Source organism: Qipengyuania algicola (assembly GCF_042492175.1).
Lineage (GTDB): Bacteria > Pseudomonadota > Alphaproteobacteria > Sphingomonadales > Sphingomonadaceae > CAJXSN01.
Map to the genome: position 1 here is coordinate 859934 of NZ_CP170453.1, position 15842 is coordinate 875775.

Annotated in this window: 17 protein-coding genes; 7 read left to right on the forward strand and 10 right to left on the reverse strand. The window is 62.5% G+C overall.

Annotated elements, in window-relative coordinates:
• Positions 1-16: 16 nt before the first annotated feature.
• From ACFCW2_RS04135 to ACFCW2_RS04150, 4 genes are all read left to right on the forward strand, one after another.
• Positions 17-541, forward strand: coding sequence for a nuclear transport factor 2 family protein (locus ACFCW2_RS04135; protein WP_379548364.1), 525 nt, complete (start codon positions 17-19; stop codon positions 539-541).
• 130 nt (positions 542-671) lie between these two features.
• Positions 672-1424 (forward strand): M50 family metallopeptidase, encoded by a 753-nt coding sequence (locus tag ACFCW2_RS04140; RefSeq protein ID WP_379548365.1) that lies wholly within the window; start codon positions 672-674, stop codon positions 1422-1424.
• Positions 1421-2545: an AI-2E family transporter gene (locus tag ACFCW2_RS04145; RefSeq protein WP_379548366.1), complete on the forward strand. Its 1125-nt coding sequence runs from the start codon at positions 1421-1423 to the stop codon at positions 2543-2545. Before ACFCW2_RS04140 ends, ACFCW2_RS04145 begins: the two co-directional genes overlap by 4 nt.
• Positions 2546-2560: 15 nt before the next feature.
• On the forward strand, positions 2561-3757 hold the full coding sequence (locus ACFCW2_RS04150; protein ID WP_379548367.1) for an NAD(P)/FAD-dependent oxidoreductase: 1197 nt from the start codon (positions 2561-2563) through the stop codon (positions 3755-3757).
• A gap of 52 nt (positions 3758-3809) precedes the next feature.
• Here the strand turns inward: ACFCW2_RS04150 and ACFCW2_RS04155 are convergent, their stop codons facing one another.
• The 7 genes from ACFCW2_RS04155 to ACFCW2_RS04185 form a co-directional block, all read right to left on the reverse strand.
• A complete protein-coding gene (locus ACFCW2_RS04155; RefSeq protein ID WP_379548368.1) occupies positions 3810-4442 on the reverse strand; it encodes a hypothetical protein in 633 nt (210 codons plus the stop codon).
• A 121-nt stretch (positions 4443-4563) separates the two neighbouring features.
• Positions 4564-5025, reverse strand: coding sequence for a hypothetical protein (locus ACFCW2_RS04160; RefSeq protein WP_379548369.1), 462 nt, complete (start codon positions 5023-5025; stop codon positions 4564-4566).
• Between the two features lie 92 nt (positions 5026-5117).
• Complete coding sequence (locus ACFCW2_RS04165) at positions 5118-5750, reverse strand: 1-acyl-sn-glycerol-3-phosphate acyltransferase (protein ID WP_379548370.1); 633 nt, start codon at positions 5748-5750, stop codon at positions 5118-5120.
• A 101-nt stretch (positions 5751-5851) separates the two neighbouring features.
• The gene (locus tag ACFCW2_RS04170; protein WP_379548371.1) at positions 5852-6211 is read right to left on the reverse strand and encodes a hypothetical protein; all 360 of its coding nucleotides are present in this window, start codon (positions 6209-6211) and stop codon (positions 5852-5854) included.
• Positions 6212-6215: 4 nt separating this feature from the next.
• Positions 6216-7826 carry a carboxyl transferase domain-containing protein gene (locus ACFCW2_RS04175; RefSeq protein ID WP_379548372.1) on the reverse strand — a complete coding sequence of 537 codons (1611 nt, stop codon included), beginning with the start codon at positions 7824-7826 and terminating at the stop codon, positions 6216-6218.
• A complete protein-coding gene (locus ACFCW2_RS04180) occupies positions 7823-8173 on the reverse strand; it encodes a hypothetical protein (protein WP_379548373.1) in 351 nt (116 codons plus the stop codon). The genes ACFCW2_RS04175 and ACFCW2_RS04180 overlap by 4 nt, the downstream gene beginning before the upstream one ends.
• Positions 8170-9336 (reverse strand): acyl-CoA dehydrogenase family protein, encoded by a 1167-nt coding sequence (locus ACFCW2_RS04185; protein WP_379548374.1) that lies wholly within the window; start codon positions 9334-9336, stop codon positions 8170-8172. The genes ACFCW2_RS04180 and ACFCW2_RS04185 overlap by 4 nt, the downstream gene beginning before the upstream one ends.
• A gap of 189 nt (positions 9337-9525) precedes the next feature.
• Between ACFCW2_RS04185 and ACFCW2_RS04190 the strand changes: the two genes are divergently transcribed.
• From ACFCW2_RS04190 to ACFCW2_RS04200, 3 genes are read left to right on the forward strand one after another with little or no spacing between them, the layout of a single operon-like run.
• Positions 9526-11046 carry a sensor histidine kinase gene (locus tag ACFCW2_RS04190; RefSeq protein ID WP_379548375.1) on the forward strand — a complete coding sequence of 507 codons (1521 nt, stop codon included), beginning with the start codon at positions 9526-9528 and terminating at the stop codon, positions 11044-11046.
• The gene (locus ACFCW2_RS04195) at positions 11043-11807 is read left to right on the forward strand and encodes an ATP-binding cassette domain-containing protein (RefSeq protein WP_379548376.1); all 765 of its coding nucleotides are present in this window, start codon (positions 11043-11045) and stop codon (positions 11805-11807) included. The genes ACFCW2_RS04190 and ACFCW2_RS04195 overlap by 4 nt, the downstream gene beginning before the upstream one ends.
• Positions 11804-13348 (forward strand): ABC transporter permease/substrate-binding protein, encoded by a 1545-nt coding sequence (locus ACFCW2_RS04200; protein ID WP_379548377.1) that lies wholly within the window; start codon positions 11804-11806, stop codon positions 13346-13348. The genes ACFCW2_RS04195 and ACFCW2_RS04200 overlap by 4 nt, the downstream gene beginning before the upstream one ends.
• Position 13349: 1 nt before the next feature.
• Here ACFCW2_RS04200 and ACFCW2_RS04205 read toward each other — a convergent pair whose 3' ends face one another.
• From ACFCW2_RS04205 to lgt, 3 genes are all read right to left on the reverse strand, one after another.
• Positions 13350-13790 carry a DUF2147 domain-containing protein gene (locus ACFCW2_RS04205; protein WP_379548378.1) on the reverse strand — a complete coding sequence of 147 codons (441 nt, stop codon included), beginning with the start codon at positions 13788-13790 and terminating at the stop codon, positions 13350-13352.
• A 90-nt stretch (positions 13791-13880) separates the two neighbouring features.
• Positions 13881-14954 (reverse strand): class I SAM-dependent methyltransferase, encoded by a 1074-nt coding sequence (locus tag ACFCW2_RS04210; protein WP_379548379.1) that lies wholly within the window; start codon positions 14952-14954, stop codon positions 13881-13883.
• Positions 14951-15841 carry a prolipoprotein diacylglyceryl transferase gene (gene lgt / locus ACFCW2_RS04215; RefSeq protein WP_379548380.1) on the reverse strand — a complete coding sequence of 297 codons (891 nt, stop codon included), beginning with the start codon at positions 15839-15841 and terminating at the stop codon, positions 14951-14953. Before lgt ends, ACFCW2_RS04210 begins: the two co-directional genes overlap by 4 nt.
• Position 15842: the final 1 nt, after the last annotated feature.

A 15842-nucleotide genomic window follows, 5' to 3' on the forward strand; every position in this document is an offset into this window, starting at 1 on the left:
CGGTAGCCTGCGCGCAATGACGGGCCCGAGCATCACAGTGGAACAGCTTGCCGACAGGCTGGCCATTGAAGACACGCTGGCGCTTTATTGCCGGGGGATCGACCGTTGCGATGCCGAGGCATTGCACGCCGTCTTCCCGCCCGATGCCAAGCTCGATTATGGGTATGGCCCGCAAGAGCCCGCGCCGATGATCGAGGGGCTGCTCGATTCGCTCAGCGCGATGCGGCTGACCCAGCACAATATCGGCAATGTTGTGTGCCGGATCGATGGCGACAGCGCCAAGGCAGAGACTTATTGTGTCGCCCTGCACATATTCGACAATGACGCAGGCGACGAAACCGAACTGGTCGTTGGTGGCCGCTATCTCGACACTCTAGCCAAGCGCGACGGGCGCTGGCTGATCGTGGAGCGGCTGTACATCATGGACTGGAACCGCATGGGGCTAGCCACCATGCAGACCAGCGGCGGGATGTTCGATGCGCTCAAACGCACCGGAGCGCGCAAGCCCGATGATCCGTCTTACGCATGGTGGCAGGAATAGCGGCTGCAAGCGCCCTACTGGCCATTTTAGCGCGGGACAATGCCCATTCGGTCGTGAGGCGATCGCATCTTTCACGATCCGCCGTGGTTTCCTATGTTGCATGGTGAGGGCGCAAGGAGGCCCGACTTGCATGAAACCCGGCGCACTCGCCATTCATTCGCGCGAAGAGACGATCAAGGCGCTGGTTCTGGCCGGAGCAATCCTGCTTGTTCTGCCTGTGCTGCCGCTGGGCAATTTCGTGCTCTATCCCTTCATGATCCTGGCGACGTGGTTTCACGAGATGGGTCACGGGCTTGCCGCGATTTTGGTCGGCAATGATTTCGAGCGGCTGATCCTCTATCCCGACGGTTCGGGCGTGGCGGAATCCTATGGGCCGATCCGCGCCTCACGGTTTGACGATGCGGTGATCAGTGCGGCTGGCCCAATTGGACCGGCGGTGATCGGGTCGCTGCTGATCCTTGCCTCGGCCCATCCCCGTGCATGGCGCCCCGTCCTCTATTCATTGGCCGGAGCGATTGCAGTATCCACTCTGATATGGGTCGACGGGATGACCGGCTGGATCGTCTTGCCGCTTATTGTCCTCACTCTGGTGGCGATAGCCGCGAGGGCCCCGCCATGGGCAGAGCGTTTCACGTTGCAATTCCTCGGGCTGCAGGCAGCCCTGTCGATGTTCGCGCAATGGGACTATCTGCTGGTCGAGCAAGCCAATATCGGCGGCGAGGTCATGCTGTCGGACACAGGACAGATTGAACGCGCGCTGTTCCTGCCCCATTGGGTGTGGGCGGGGGCCATTATCGTCCTCGCCGCGCTGATGATCGGGGCAAGCCTGCGCTATGCCCTGTCACCGCGCCGCAGTGCCAATGAATGGAGCCAAGTGCCATGATCCGCAAAGACCGCATCGTCGGGATCGAGCATGGAGGCTTCTTGCTGCTTCTGCTGCTGGTGACCATCGCGCTGGCGATGATTTCCTGGCCGTTCTGGGGTCCGATCCTGTGGGCTGCGCTGGCAGCAATTATCTTCCGGCCGCTCTATGACTGGATGCTCGCGCGCATGCCCCGCTACCCCAATCGGGCTGCGGGTGCGGCGCTGCTGGTCATCCTGTTCGCTGTGCTGCTGCCGGCGCTGTGGATTGCCAGCATCGTGGTGCGGCAGGCCGCCACTATTTATGTCGCCTTCCGTGACGGCAATGTGGATGTCGCCGAATGGTTTCAAACGCTGATCGCGGCGTTGCCCAACAGCATCCGCACCCAGCTGGAAAGCACCGGTTGGACCGACCTGCCGCTGGTGCAGGAACGGGTTCAGGAAGTCCTGACCGAAAGCGCCGGGCTGATCGCGCGGCAAGCGGTAGCCATTGGCGGCAGCGCGCTGACATGGGTCCTGGCTCTGGGTGTCGGGCTCTATATAACCTATTTCCTGCTGCGGGACGGCAAAGTCATCGGGCACGCCATTGCCCGCGCTCTGCCGATGAACCGCCGCATTTCCGAGCGTCTGTCAGAAAAATTCCTGTCCATCGTGCGCGCCACGATCAAGGGATCGATCGTCGTCGGCATGGTTCAGGGGGCGCTGGGAGGCATCACCTTCTGGATCGTCGGCGTGCCTTCCGCGATCCTGTTCGGTGTGCTGATGGCGGTGTTCTCGCTCCTGCCCGCAGTCGGCCCGGCCATCGTCTGGGGGCCTGCTGCCATCTGGCTGTTGGCGACCGGCGCGGTGTGGGAAGGCGTTGTGGTCATCATCTCCGGCGTGGCGGTGATCGGCATGGCCGACAACGTCCTGCGCCCCATTCTGGTGGGCCGCGACACCGGCATTCCCGACTGGCTGGTGCTGGTCACCACGCTGGGCGGCATCGCCAGCATCGGCCTGTCGGGCATCGTGCTGGGGCCGCTGGTCGCGGGCCTGTTTCTGGCCGGGTGGAGCATGCTGAGCGAGTTTCGCGACCGGCCGGAAACCGACCGGATCGCCGATGTGGTGGACGAGGTGGATATTCTGCCCGACGCCGAGACGTAGCGCACGCGTTTGCCCATGAAATATGATGCCATCATCCTCGGGGGCGGGGCAGCGGGTTTGTTCTGCGCGGCGCAAGCAGGCCAGCGCGGGCGGCGGGTGGCTGTGCTGGAAAAATCCGACCGCGTGGGGAAGAAGATCCTTATCAGCGGCGGGGGCCGGTGCAATTTCACCAATATCGGTGCGGGGCCGCAGCACTATCTTTCGGCCAATCCGCATTTCGCCAAATCGGCGCTGAAACGCTACACCGCGCGTGACTTCATTGCGCTGGTCGATGCCTATGGGATTGCGCATCACGAGAAGACGCTTGGCCAATTGTTCTGTGATGGTCCTGCGCAGCAAATCGTCGATCTGCTGCTGGAGGAATGCGCGAAAGCCAGCGTTCAGGGCGGGCAGGTCGATATACTGACCGATCAGGATGTGACCGAGGTGGTGCAGAACAGCGGAGCCTTTGCCGTAATGGCGAACGGACAGGCACTGCTGGCCGACAATCTGGTGATCGCCACCGGCGGGCCGTCCATTCCGAAAATGGGCGCGACCGGCTTCGCCTATGATCTGGCGCGGCAATTCGGCTTGAAAGTGGTCGAGCCGCGCCCAGCTCTGGTGCCATTCACATTAGGCGGAGAGGACGTTCTGTTCCGCGAACTGTCGGGCGTATCGGCAGAGGTCAAAGCCATGGCGGGCACCGGCAAGCAGAAGGCTGCGTTCCGCGAGGCGGCGTTGATGACCCATCGGGGCCTGTCAGGCCCAGCCATTCTCCAGATCTCCAGCTATTGGAGCCACGGCGATCCGGTCGCGCTCGATTTCTTCCCAGACGAAAAACCGGATTGGCTGCTCACCCGCAAGCGCGACTCACCGCAAACCGATATCGTCGCCATCCTGAAGGAACAGCTGTCCGAGCGCCTAGCGCGGGTTCTGGCCGAGCGGCTGGGCCTGTCCGGCGTGTTGCAGGGCCTGTCCGACAAGGCGCTGCGGCGGGCGGGCGAGCAGCTGAAACGCTGGGAGTTTACTCCCAATGGCACTGAGGGCTTTGCCAAGGCCGAAGTGACCGCGGGCGGCATCAGCACCGCTGAATTATCGTCGCAGACTATGGAGGCCAAATCGGTCCCCGGCCTCTATGCCATCGGCGAGGCGGTGGATGTGACTGGCTGGCTGGGCGGATATAATTTCCAGTGGGCCTGGTCCAGCGGCTGGGCCGCAGGACAGGCGATTTAGGTTCTGGGGTCTAAGCGGCTGGGCCGCAGGACAGACGATTTAGTCCACTGCTCTAGGTCGCGGCTCTAAGTCCCGTCACAGGAGCGGCCCCGCGATCCGTGCCCGCCAGACCGGCAAAGAGCGTATCGATTATCTGAGCCAGTTTCCCTTCGCTCAGCCGGTGATCCAGCAGGGCGATCAGGTCCGGCATGGTGTAGCACATGACCATCTGGTTGATCAGCGACAGCGCCTGATCGATGGTCAGATCGGGAAACGCGCCGTCCCCTTGCGCCTCGGCCACAATCATTGCGAGATAATGGTCGGCCAGATCGACATAGCCGCGCACCCGCTCAAATTCTTCCGAACCAACTTCGCACAAAGCGCGATAGCCCGACGGGTCGGCGCGGAAATCCTCCCGGTTGAGGAGATAGCGCCGGGCGAAGAATTCATACATCTTGCGCGGGGGCGAAAGATCGCTGGCAACCACTTGCTCCATCAGATCGATCTGCGGCTGGTAAAACGCCTCGGCGACGCAGTCGAACAGGTCCGCTTCTTCCGGAAAATGCCGCTCGATCTTGCTGCGCGAGAGCCCGCCGGACAGGGCCAGATCGGCGCGGGTAATGACCCGGCCTTCACTGCGCACCAGCGCCAGCGCATCTTCAATCAGACGCTGCCGCTCGTCCTTACCGCCCGACAATCCGTTCATTCCGTGGGTTCCCGCCGTGTGTGCTCCGTAGCCGGTGCTATCTAGGCCCTGGCGGCGCGCAAAAAAAGGGCCGCCGGATCGCTCCGGCAGCCCTTTTTCATAGTGATTGCTGTGCAGCGGCTTAGAGCGCTGGTGCCGTGAAGGTGTTCTCCGGCGTGCGCGGACCGTTGGGGTCGGCGTTTTCGTCGGCCAGACGATACAGCGCGCCATCGGCCACGCCGAAGACCATGCTTGTCCCGTCTTCGCGGATCAGGATGCGGCTGTTATCGGAATACCAGTTGAAGGTGCCGGACGTCTCGGTGCCGTCCGCCTTCGTCATCGTGTAGCTGTCATCCGCGCCCAGCGTGATCGTGCTGGTGCCGCCGGCTGCATCGGTGTTGGTGTAGGTCCGCTGGTAGTTGACCGTACCGCGCGCATCGACCGACACTTCGGGATATTCGACGTCCACTTCGGGCACATCAACATCGACGCCTTCGGTCAGGCCATCATCGACAACGCGCTCGTCGGCGTCGGCACCGCCGCCACAGGCAGCAAGGGCGAGAGCCAGAGGGGCGGCAAGTGCGAGGCGGGTAGGATTCTTCATGAAATCTTCTCCTTGATTGGTTTCCTGTCATCCCAACGGATGCGCAGCGCATTGGTTTCGAAGCTTTACACAACGAAACGTCAGGTCGGGAATCAGTCGGCGCCGCCAATCGCTTCGCGTTGCAGCCGCTCGGCCTGCGCCTCCAGCACTTTGTAGCGCTCGTAATCGGGGCGTTTGGACCGCAGGAAGGCGGCAATCTTTGCCAGATCGGCAGGGTAATCGCCGGTCGGGTAGAGCGGATCGCTGAAGCCCAGAACCCGCTTTTCCCATGATACCCACGCGACCACCACCGGCACACCCGCCGCTTGCGCGATATGATAAAACCCCGATTTCCACTCGCCGTTGGAGGAGCGCGTGCCCTCTGCCGCAATCACCAGTGCGAGCTTGTCTGCCGCAGCAAAGGCATCGGCTACCTGATCGACGACCTTGGTCCGCTTTGTCCGATCGACCGAGACTCCGCCCATATCGAGCATGAAATTGCGCATGATGCCCTTGAACAGCGTATGCTTGCCCATGAAGCTGGGGGCCACGCCTTCTTCGGCGGTGGCACCGGTGAAGAACACGAAATCCCAATTCGACGAATGCGGCGCACCCGCAATGACGAATTTGGGAATGTCGGGCAGCCCGGTATCGATCTTCCAGCCCTGAAAGCGATAGATCCACCAAATAATCCGGCGCACGATGCGCGACAGCAGCGATGGCTTTCTGGTGACATGATGCGACATGTTCTCTCCCCGTGCCTCCCTACCAAAGCTTACGCAAATGGCGACCATGCCCTAAGGTCTACATCCTGAAAACACCAAAGCTGGGCAGTGTGGGTTTCAGGCTAGTCAGCTGCGCCTTCGATCGGCTGGCTAAGGTTCTTCCCTTCAAAAAACTCGAGGAATACCTTTTGAACCTTCGCGTCGCTCAGTGTTCCCCGGTAAACCCAGAACGGTTTCCGCTTACGCTTTGAAGGGTCGATCCAGTCGCCAGTCGTTAGCGTTTGACGGAACCACCAACCCCGCGGCTTAGCGGTGACGATCCAGTAATTTTCATCACGCTCGGCCCGGATAGTATGCTTCTCGGTTTGCTTGAGTTCAATGACTTGGCCGTCAGGTATCCGGTCGATAAAGGCCAAAGCTGACTTAAGCCCCACGACGCTCTCAATTTCGACTACCCGCTCATCAGGGAAATATAGTTTCACAGCCTCACATCCGGAAAACGCCGAAGCTGGGCCGCTCCGGTATCGGAGCCTCCAGCGTCGCGGCGAAGGCGAGGCCGAGGACGTCGCGGGTTTGGGCTGGGTCGATCACGCCGTCATCCCACAGGCGGGCAGTGGCGTAGTAGGGGTTGCCCTCGTCTTCGTACTTCTGGCGGATTGGAGCTTTGAACTCTTCCGCCTGTTCCTCGGTCCAGTTGTCCGCGTCGCGGTGGACTGTGGCGAGAACGCTGGCCGCCTGTTCGCCGCCCATCACGCTGATCCGCGCATTGGGCCAGGTGAACAGGAAGCGCGGGGAATAAGCCCGCCCGCACATGCCGTAATTGCCTGCACCGAAGCTACCGCCGATGACCACGGTGATTTTCGGCACGGTGGCGGTGGCGACGGCGGTGACCAATTTCGCGCCGTGCTTGGCGATGCCTTCCGCCTCGTATTTCCCGCCGACCATAAAGCCGGAGATGTTCTGCAGGAACAGCAGCGGTATGCGGCGTTGCTGCGCCAGCTCGATGAAATGCGCGCCCTTCTGCGCGCTCTCGCTAAAAAGGACCCCCGCGTTGGCGAGGATTGCGACCGGCATGCCCCAGACATGCGCAAAACCGCAGACCAACGTGGAGCCGTATTGCGCCTTGAATTCGTGGAACTCGCTGCCGTCGACCAGCCGTGCAATCACCTCGTGCACATCATAGGGCGCGCGGACATCGTCGGGGATGATGGAATAAAGCTCGTCTGCGTCGAACTTCGGCGGGCGCGGGTCTTTCACCGTCACGTCAGCCGCTGCGCCGGTGTTTGCGCCCAGATGGCTGACGATATCGCGCACAATGGTCAGCGCGTGCTCGTCATTCTCCGCCAGATGATCGACCACGCCCGATTTCCTGGCATGCAGATCGCCGCCGCCCAGATCCTCGGCAGTGATTTCCTCGCCCGTCGCGGCCTTCACCAGCGGCGGTCCGGCGAGGAAGATGGTGCCCTGCTCGCGCACAATCACCGTCTCGTCGGACATGGCAGGGACATAGGCGCCGCCCGCCGTGCAGCTGCCCATCACGCAGGCGATTTGCGGAATGCCCAGCGCGGACATGTTCGCCTGATTGAAGAAGATACGCCCGAAATGCTCGCGGTCAGGGAAGACCTCCGCCTGATGCGGCAGGTTCGCTCCGCCGCTATCGACCAGATAAATGCACGGCAGCCGGTTCTCCTGCGCGATTTCCTGAGCGCGCAGATGCTTCTTCACCGTCATCGGGTAATAGGTGCCGCCCTTCACGGTGGCATCGTTGCACACGATCATCACCTGACGACCCGAGACGCGTCCGATCCCGGCGATCAGGCCAGCACCGTTGATCGCGTCCTTGCCATACATACCGTTTGCGGCGAGCTGGCCTATTTCGAGAAACGGCGAACCTGGATCGAGCAGCCGCTCCACCCGCTCGCGAGGGAGGAGTTTGCCCCGCCCGACATGACGCTCGCGAGAGCCTTCGGAACCGCCGAGTGCAGCCTCGGCAACGTGGGTGCGCAGGTCGGTGGCCAGCGCCTTGTTGTGCGCGAACCGCGCCTTGGCATCCGGTGACTCGCAGTCGAGGGTTGATTTGAGAACGGGTGCGGTCATATCAGATTTCCAGCAAGAATCAGGGCTCCGCTCAAGAGCAAAAGATAAGGTCTCATTGTCGGAGCCCCCCTCTTGATCGTCGCTGCCAAGGTGGCGCAAATGATCAGTATTCCGAGCCCGACTTCGATCACCGCAGGAATGCCAGGCACGATTAACAAAGCCACCATTCCGGCCCACAGACCAACGACAATCGAGATAGCTAAAACGGCGCTAGGATCCTGCGCTTCAATCTTTCCTGCGTGATCAATTTGAGAATGCCTTCGAAGGAAGCGCGCAAAATAGCCTAATGCTGCATGTTGGACGATGGCAAAAATAAGCAGTGCGGCAGCGAGGTAATGGAAAATCACCCCGCCGCCCCGATCAATTCGCGCCCGATCAGCATGCGGCGGATCTCGTTAGTGCCTGCGCCAATATCGAGCAGCTTGGCATCGCGCATGTAGCGCTCCACCGGCCAGTCGAGCGTGTAGCCTGCGCCGCCCAATGCCTGCACCGACTCGGCAGCAACACGGAAAGCATTCTCGCTCGACAGCAGGATCACGCCTGCCGCGTCGAACCGCGTCGTCTGCCCGGCATCGCAGGCCTTCGCCACAGCATAAACATACGCCCGCGCCGATTGCAGCGCGACATACATGTCCGCCACCTTCGCCTGCATCAGCTGGAAGCTGCCGATGGGTTTGCCGAACTGCTTGCGCTCGCGCAGATAGGGGATGACCGTGTCGAGGCACGCCTGCATCACGCCCAGCTGGATGCCGCTCAGCACCACGCGCTCGTAATCCAGCCCGCTCATCAACACACCCACGCCGCCGCCAACGGCGCCCATCACGTTTTCTTCGGGCACTTCGCAATCGTCGAACACCAGCTCTGCGGTGGGCGAGCCCTTCATGCCGACTTTCTCGATCTTCTGGCCGATAGAGAAGCCGGGCATATCCTTTTCGATCAGGAAGGTTGTGATGCCGCCGCTGCCGCCGTTCGGGTCGGTGCGGGCATAGACCACCAGCGTGTCGGCCTCAGGCGCATTCGTGATCCAGAACTTCGTGCCGTTGAGGATATAGCCGCCCTGCACGGCCTCGGCCTTCAGCTTCATCGAGACGACATCGGATCCTGCGCCCGCCTCGCTCATGGCCAGCGACCCGACATGCTCGCCGCTGATCAGCTTGGGCAGGTATTTCGCCTTCTGCTCGTCATTGGCCCAGCGGGCGATCTGGTTGATGCACAGGTTGGAATGCGCGCCGTAGCTCAGGCCCACGCTGGCGCTCGCCCGGCTGATTTCCTCGCACGCAATCACATGCTCCAGATAGCCAAGCCCCAGCCCACCATCCGCTTCCGGCACCGTGATCCCGTGCAGGCCCAGCTCACCCATTTGCGACCACAGTTCGCGCGGGAACCAGTCCTCGCGGTCGACCTTCTCTGCCAGCGGGGCGATCTGCTCGTCGGAGAACCGCCCCGTGGTCTCGCGGATCATTTCCGCTGTCTCGCCAAGCTGAAAATCGAAATCGGGGGTCGCGCGCATGGTCTCTCCTGCGCCCGCTGAAATGTGCGGGCTTTCTGGCGAAGCCGCATAGCAAGGTGGCCCCTTTCCGCAAAGCAGAGCCTGCACCTGAAAAATAAGAATCGAGTAAAAACAATGGAGGTTCATTGGGTTACTTGCGACGCGCGATCATTTCTGTATGCGATTTTCCGAATGAAGGAATCGATGCGCGTGCAAGCAGTACCCACCGCCCCATGGCCCGAAGGCAAGGCCCCCGATCCTGCCAGAATGGAAGACGCCGTCCGCTTGCCGGTGCTCGCAGGCTTTGGCGTCGATGCGCTGGAGGACGATGCCGAGCTGGAGCGGATCACGCAGTTTGCCGCGCGCCTGTGCGATACGTCCAGCGCGATGGTCTCTATCGTCGAAGAAGACCGGCAACGGTTTCTCGCTCGCGAGGGGATGGAAGCAAGGGAAACGCCCCGTCCCGTGAGCTTTTGTGGGCATGCCATGTTGGGCAATGATGTGATGGTGGTGCCCGACGCGCTCGAGGATCCCCGCTTTGCCGACAATCCGCTGGTTACCGGTGAACCGAATATCCGTTTCTATGCCGGGGCACCGCTGATCAGCAGCGAGGGGGCGCCCATCGGGGCCCTGTGCATCAACGATACTCTGCCCCGGCCCGATGGTTTGACCGCGCTGCAGGAGGAGGGGCTCAAGGTCCTGCGCGATGCCGTAATGCGCCGCCTCCATGCCCGTCGCCGCGATCTGGTCGCGGATGCCGAGCTGGAAACCAGCCAGAACCGGCTGAGCGCACTGGCGGATTCCATTCCCGATATTGCCTGGTCCGCCGATGCCTCTGGCGAAGCGAATTTCTTCAATCGCCGATGGTATGAATTTACCGGGATCAATCCCGACGATGCGCCAAGCAACGAGGGGGCATACGAGGTCTTCCACCCGGATGACAACGCCGCCTACCGCGATGCGTGGGATACAGCTCTCGCCTCAGGCGAACCCTTCGAGCAGGAATTCCGTGTGCGCCGTGCGGATGGCACGTGGCGCTGGATGCTGAGCCGGGGGCTGCCGGTGCGCGACAGTGCGGGCGATGTGACCCAATGGTTCGGCACGTTGACCGATATCGACGACAACCACCGGCGGTCGGAAAGCCGGGATTTGCTGGCCAAGGAGCTGTCCCACCGGATCAAGAACATCTTTGCGGTCGTGTCCGGCCTTGTCATGCTCAGGGCACGCAACCGGCCCGAGCTCAAGGAATTCGCCAGCGAATTGGGTGAAGCCATCCGGGCGCTGGGCCGCGCGCATGATTTTGTCCGCCCGCTAGGCAGCGAAAAGGGCAGCGAATTGCGCGGATTGCTCGACGTGCTGATGGCCCCCTACGGCATCGGCGAGGGCAAGCAGGTGGAGGTGCATGGCGCGACGGTGAAACTGGGCAAGCGCGCAGCCACGCCGCTGGCGCTGATCTTCCATGAACTTGCGACCAATTCGGCCAAATACGGTGCCCTCTCGCGGGAGGAAGGGCGGGTCAGCATTGATCTCGCAGAACGGGGCGACACGATCCTGATCGACTGGAGCGAAATAGGCGCTCCCGCAGCGGCGCCGCCCGAAACTGCGGGCTTCGGTTCGCAATTGCTGGATATGAGCGTGAAGTCGCAGCTCGACGGATCGATGGACCGCGAATGGGGCAAGGACGGGCTGAAAGTGCGCCTGTCGCTACCCACCAAATCTCTGGCTCTGTGACGGCTCCTGCCGCCTTTCTTCGGTTCGAGGCGGTAGAGAAGCGATACGGCCCCGTAGTCGCGGTGGGTGATGTCTCGCTGGATATCGCCCAAGGGTCTTTCACCGCGCTGGTCGGGGCGTCGGGATCGGGCAAATCGACCTTGCTGAAAATGGTCAACCGGCTGGCGGAGCCGACGTCCGGCCGCGTGCTGCTCGCTGGGGAGGATGTAACCGGCCTGCCTGCGCCCGCGCTGCGTCGCCGGATCGGCTATGTCTTCCAGTCCATCGGCCTGTTCCCGCATATGGATGTTGCCCGAAATATCGGCATCGGACCGCGCATCGCCGGGGCCTCGCTGGACGAGGCACGGATTACAGAATTGCTCGAAATGGTGGAGCTGGACGGTAGCTATTCCGACCGCATGCCGTCCGAATTGTCGGGTGGTCAGCGCCAGCGCATCGGTGTGGCGCGTGCTCTTGCGGGCGATCCGGAATTGCTGCTGATGGACGAGCCGTTCGGCGCGCTCGATCCTGTTACCCGCGATGCCCTCGGCAAGCGGGTGCGCGGCCTGCATCAGAAGCTGGGCCTGACCAGCGTGATGGTCACGCACGACATGGCCGAAGCACTGCTGCTGGCCGACCGGGTGCTGGTGATGGACGCCGGACACATCGTGGCGGATGAAACGCCCGGGTCCTTGCTGGAGGGTGCAGGCGGCGATGTGGCGCAGGAACTGGTGGCAGTCCCCCGCAATCAGGCGCGGCAATTGGCGAAGCTCGCTCCATGAGCGATGTTTTCTCCACCATGCTGGGGCTGGGTGACAAGCTGGCGGCCCATGTCCTGCTGGCCGCTTCCGCGCTGGCGCTGGGCATTATCGTAGCGCTGCCGCTGGCCGTGTGGGCCAGCCGTAATGCCGCTGTCGCACGCATTGCGCTGGGTTTTGCGAGCCTTGTCCAGACAGTGCCTGCGCTGGCGCTGCTGGCGCTGTTTTTCCCGATATTGCTGAGCCTGAGAGCAGTGTTTGGCGAGGGGCTGCCGACGCTCGGCTTCCTCCCCGCGCTCCTCGCTCTGGCGCTCTACGCCTTGCTCCCGATCCTGCGCAATGCGGTCACCGCGCGCGAGCATATGGCCCCCGGCGTGCTGGAAGCAGCGGACGGTGTGGGCATGACGCCTGCGCAGAAGTTGCGGCTGGTCGAAGCTCCGCTGGCCGCGCCCTATGTGATGGCGGGCATTCGCACTGCCGCTGTCTGGACCATCGGCGCAGCGACGCTTTCCACCACTATCGGGCAGCCCTCGCTGGGCGATCCGATCTTTGCCGGATTGCAGACACAGAACTGGACGCTGGTGCTGGCGGGATGCCTCGCCTCTGCAGCGTTGGCGCTGGTCGCGGATGCGCTTCTGGGCATGGTGGAACGCGGCTTTGCGAAAGGCCGGCCGGCCCTGATACGCGGCGGAGCGAGTGCCGCGTTGCTAGGCGTGGCAGCGGCTTTGTGGGCGACTTTCGGCACGGCGGGCGACCGCAACGACACCATCACCATCGGGGCCAAGGGGTTTTCAGAACAGTACATTCTCGCCCGCCTGATCGGGCAGCGTCTGGAGGGCGAAGGTTACAGCGTAGAATACCGCGACGGGCTTGGCTCAGCCGTGGCGCACAGCGCGGTCGCCAGTGGATCGGTGGATGTGCTGGTCGATTATACCGGCACGATCTGGGCCAATATGATGAAGCGCACGGACAATCCCGACCGTGACGCGATGCTGGAAGAAATCACCGCTTGGGAAAGCGAGACCAGCGGCGCATTGGTGCTCGGCCGAATGGGTTTCGAGAACGCGTACGGGCTGGCGGTGCGGCAGGATTTCGCAAACGCACGCGGGCTGGAAACCATTGGCGATCTAGCTGCGATTGCGCCCCAATTGGCAATCGGCGGAGACCCGGAATTTTTCGAGCGGCCCGAATGGATTGCGGTGCGGGATGCCTATGGCCTGCGGTTCGCGCAAACACGCAATTTCTCACCCACCTTCATGTACAACGCCCTGCAATCGAACGAAGCGCAGGTGATCGGCGCGTACACTTCGGATGGCCGGATCGCGGCGGACAATCTCGTTATTCTGGAAGACCCGGAAAGCGCGTTCCCGAACTACGATGCAATCCTGCTGATGAGCCCCGAAGCGGGGCAGGATGCCGCTCTGGTTGAGGCGCTGCGCCCGCTGGTCGGAGCGATCGATGTCGAGGCAGTGCGCGCGGCCAATCTCTCGGTCGACCGGACCGACGGCGACAAGCTGACCCCGGCAGAGGCAGCCCGCGAACTGGCCGACAATCTGGGGCTATAGCCTAGCTGGCCTTGCGCCAGAGCTGCGTCTGGCAGAATGGGCCGATGCAGCCCTTCACTTCCAGCACATTGGCGCTCTTGCGGCGCACAACGCTGCGATAGCTTTTGCCATTGCGCGGATCATAAATCGTCCCGCGCCAGACATTGCCGTCCTTTTTGAAACCGGACAGCAGCGGCGTACCCAGCAGCTTGCGTTTGCGCAGTTTCGGGTTGGGGTTGTTGACATCGCGCTGGTCCACGCCGCCTTCGGGCGTGACCAGATATTTGCTCAAGCGCCCGCAATAGGTCGAGCCACATTTTGCCACGGTAACGACCGCATCACGCTCCTCCGTCATCCAGCGCCCGGTGATCGGGTCGGCGGCAAAGGCGGGGGCGGACACGGCACTGGCGATCATTGCAGCTGCAATGGCAAGCGGGCCGGATTTGCGGAAAATGGTTGGCATCGTGAAGCTCTCCTTATGCGCCTGATACGCATGAGCACGCCGATCGGTTACAGGCCACGCGATGAACCTGCGCAGAACTGGCGCGGGGCTTCAGGAACCGAAACCCGCCCCGCCGTGCCAGCCGTGCCCGGTCAGGCCCATCACCTTGAACAAAGCGCCCATCTGGTCGGCTTCCACCAGCCGGTCGCGCGCGGCGCGCAAATCCTCGGCATGATGCGGGGCGGCCTGTGACAGAGCCTGCGTGCGCGCATCGATGCCCAGTGCCTGCAGCCACGCGCCCTGCTCCACCGTGCCAATCCAGCACACCTCGCGCGATTGGGCAATGCGGGCGAGCGTGCCGAACTCCACGAGCGCCGTCAGATCGGCCTCGCCCGGCATCGCCAGCGGATCGACCTTCTGATGACCGCGCACTGCCTGCAATGTCGAGCCTGCTTGCAGCTCGGCATGGCCGTAATCGAACAGCAGCGCCGCGCCGCCCTGATCGGACAGGCGCCCGGCCAGCTCGTACATCACCGCTGCCTGGGCGGGCGAAGTTTCGAGGATGGTGCCATCCTCGGCATCGCGCCAATCCTCCGGCACGGCGGCATCCATCGGGCGGTTTCCGGCAGCGAAGACAAACGCGTCTTCCTGCAGCGCAATCTCGCGCTCGCGCCAGCCATCGGCGGTCTTGACCATCTGCCGGACAGGCAGCGCATCGAGAAATTCATTGCCGACAATCAGCAACGGATCATCGGGCGGCAGGGTGGACAGATCGTCGTGATAGCGCGCGCCCGGCACCGCCTCCTGCTGCACTTCCTTCAGCGCGCTCGACCCTTCCACGAAATGCACTTCAGGCTCCAGCCCATAGCGTTTCATCGCCCTCAGCGCGTCCTTTGCCAGCGTTCCGCGCCCCGGCCCCAGCTCGACATAGTGGACATAGTCCGGCTTTCCCGAATTGATCCACACATCCGCCAGCCACAGCCCTATCAGTTCCCCGAACATCTGGCTGATTTCCGGCGCGGTAACGAAATCGCCGCCCTGCCCTAGCGGATCGCGCGATGCGTAATAGCGAGTGTTGCTCTCCCCCATATACTGGGTCAGCGATATCGGCCCGGTGTTGCGGATAAGCCGCCGGAAAATCGTGCCCAGATCATCGGGCTCTGTGCTTGAACCGGCTCCGTTCATGCGGCGGGTGTGGGCTGCGTTTCTGCCGCCTTGGGCGCTGCCACACCCAGCGCCGGACGCCGCAGAGCGCGGATTATGAAGAACAGTCCTACAGCGATCATCGGGATGGTCAGCCACTGCCCCATGGATAGCCCCGTCCGCTCCGCAAAATCGGCGAGCTGCTGGTCAGGCTGGCGGAAGAATTCGTTGAAGAAGCGCGCGAGACCCATGCCCAGCGTGAATACGCCGACCAGCAGGCCAGGTCGCCAGCGCGCGCGCGTTTGCCAGAACAACAGCATCAGGATGACGAGTAGAACCAGCCCTTCAAACGTCGCCTGATAGAGCTGGCTTGGATGGCGCACCACTTCGCCGCCGGCGGGGAAGATCATCCCCCATGGCACGGTCGTTTCGCGGCCCCACAGCTCGCCATTGATGAAGTTCGCCAGCCGCCCCAGCAGCATGCCCATAGGCACGCTGACTGCGATGTAATCGCACACCCGCAGAAAGCTAAGCTTGCCGCGCCGCGTAACAAAGGCAATCGCCGCCAGCACGCCAAGCAGCCCGCCATGAAAGCTCATCCCGCCGGTCCAGACTTTCAGGATTTCCAGCGGGGTGGACCACAATTCGGGCTGGTAAAACGTCGCGTAGCCCAGCCGCCCGCCCAGAATGACGCCCAGCGTGCAGTAGAAGAACAGATCGTCCGCATGGTCCTGCGCCAGCGGGGCACCGGGTGCCTTGATCATCTTCGACATATGCCAATAGGCGAAGATAATCCCGATCAGATAGGCCAGCGAATAATAGCGCAGCGTCATGAAGCCGAGATCGATGCCCGGTCTTAGGCCCAATTCGGCCCAGCGGATCGGTTCTACAGCAGCCCCGATGACGGATACGGCCCATAGTGACAGCACG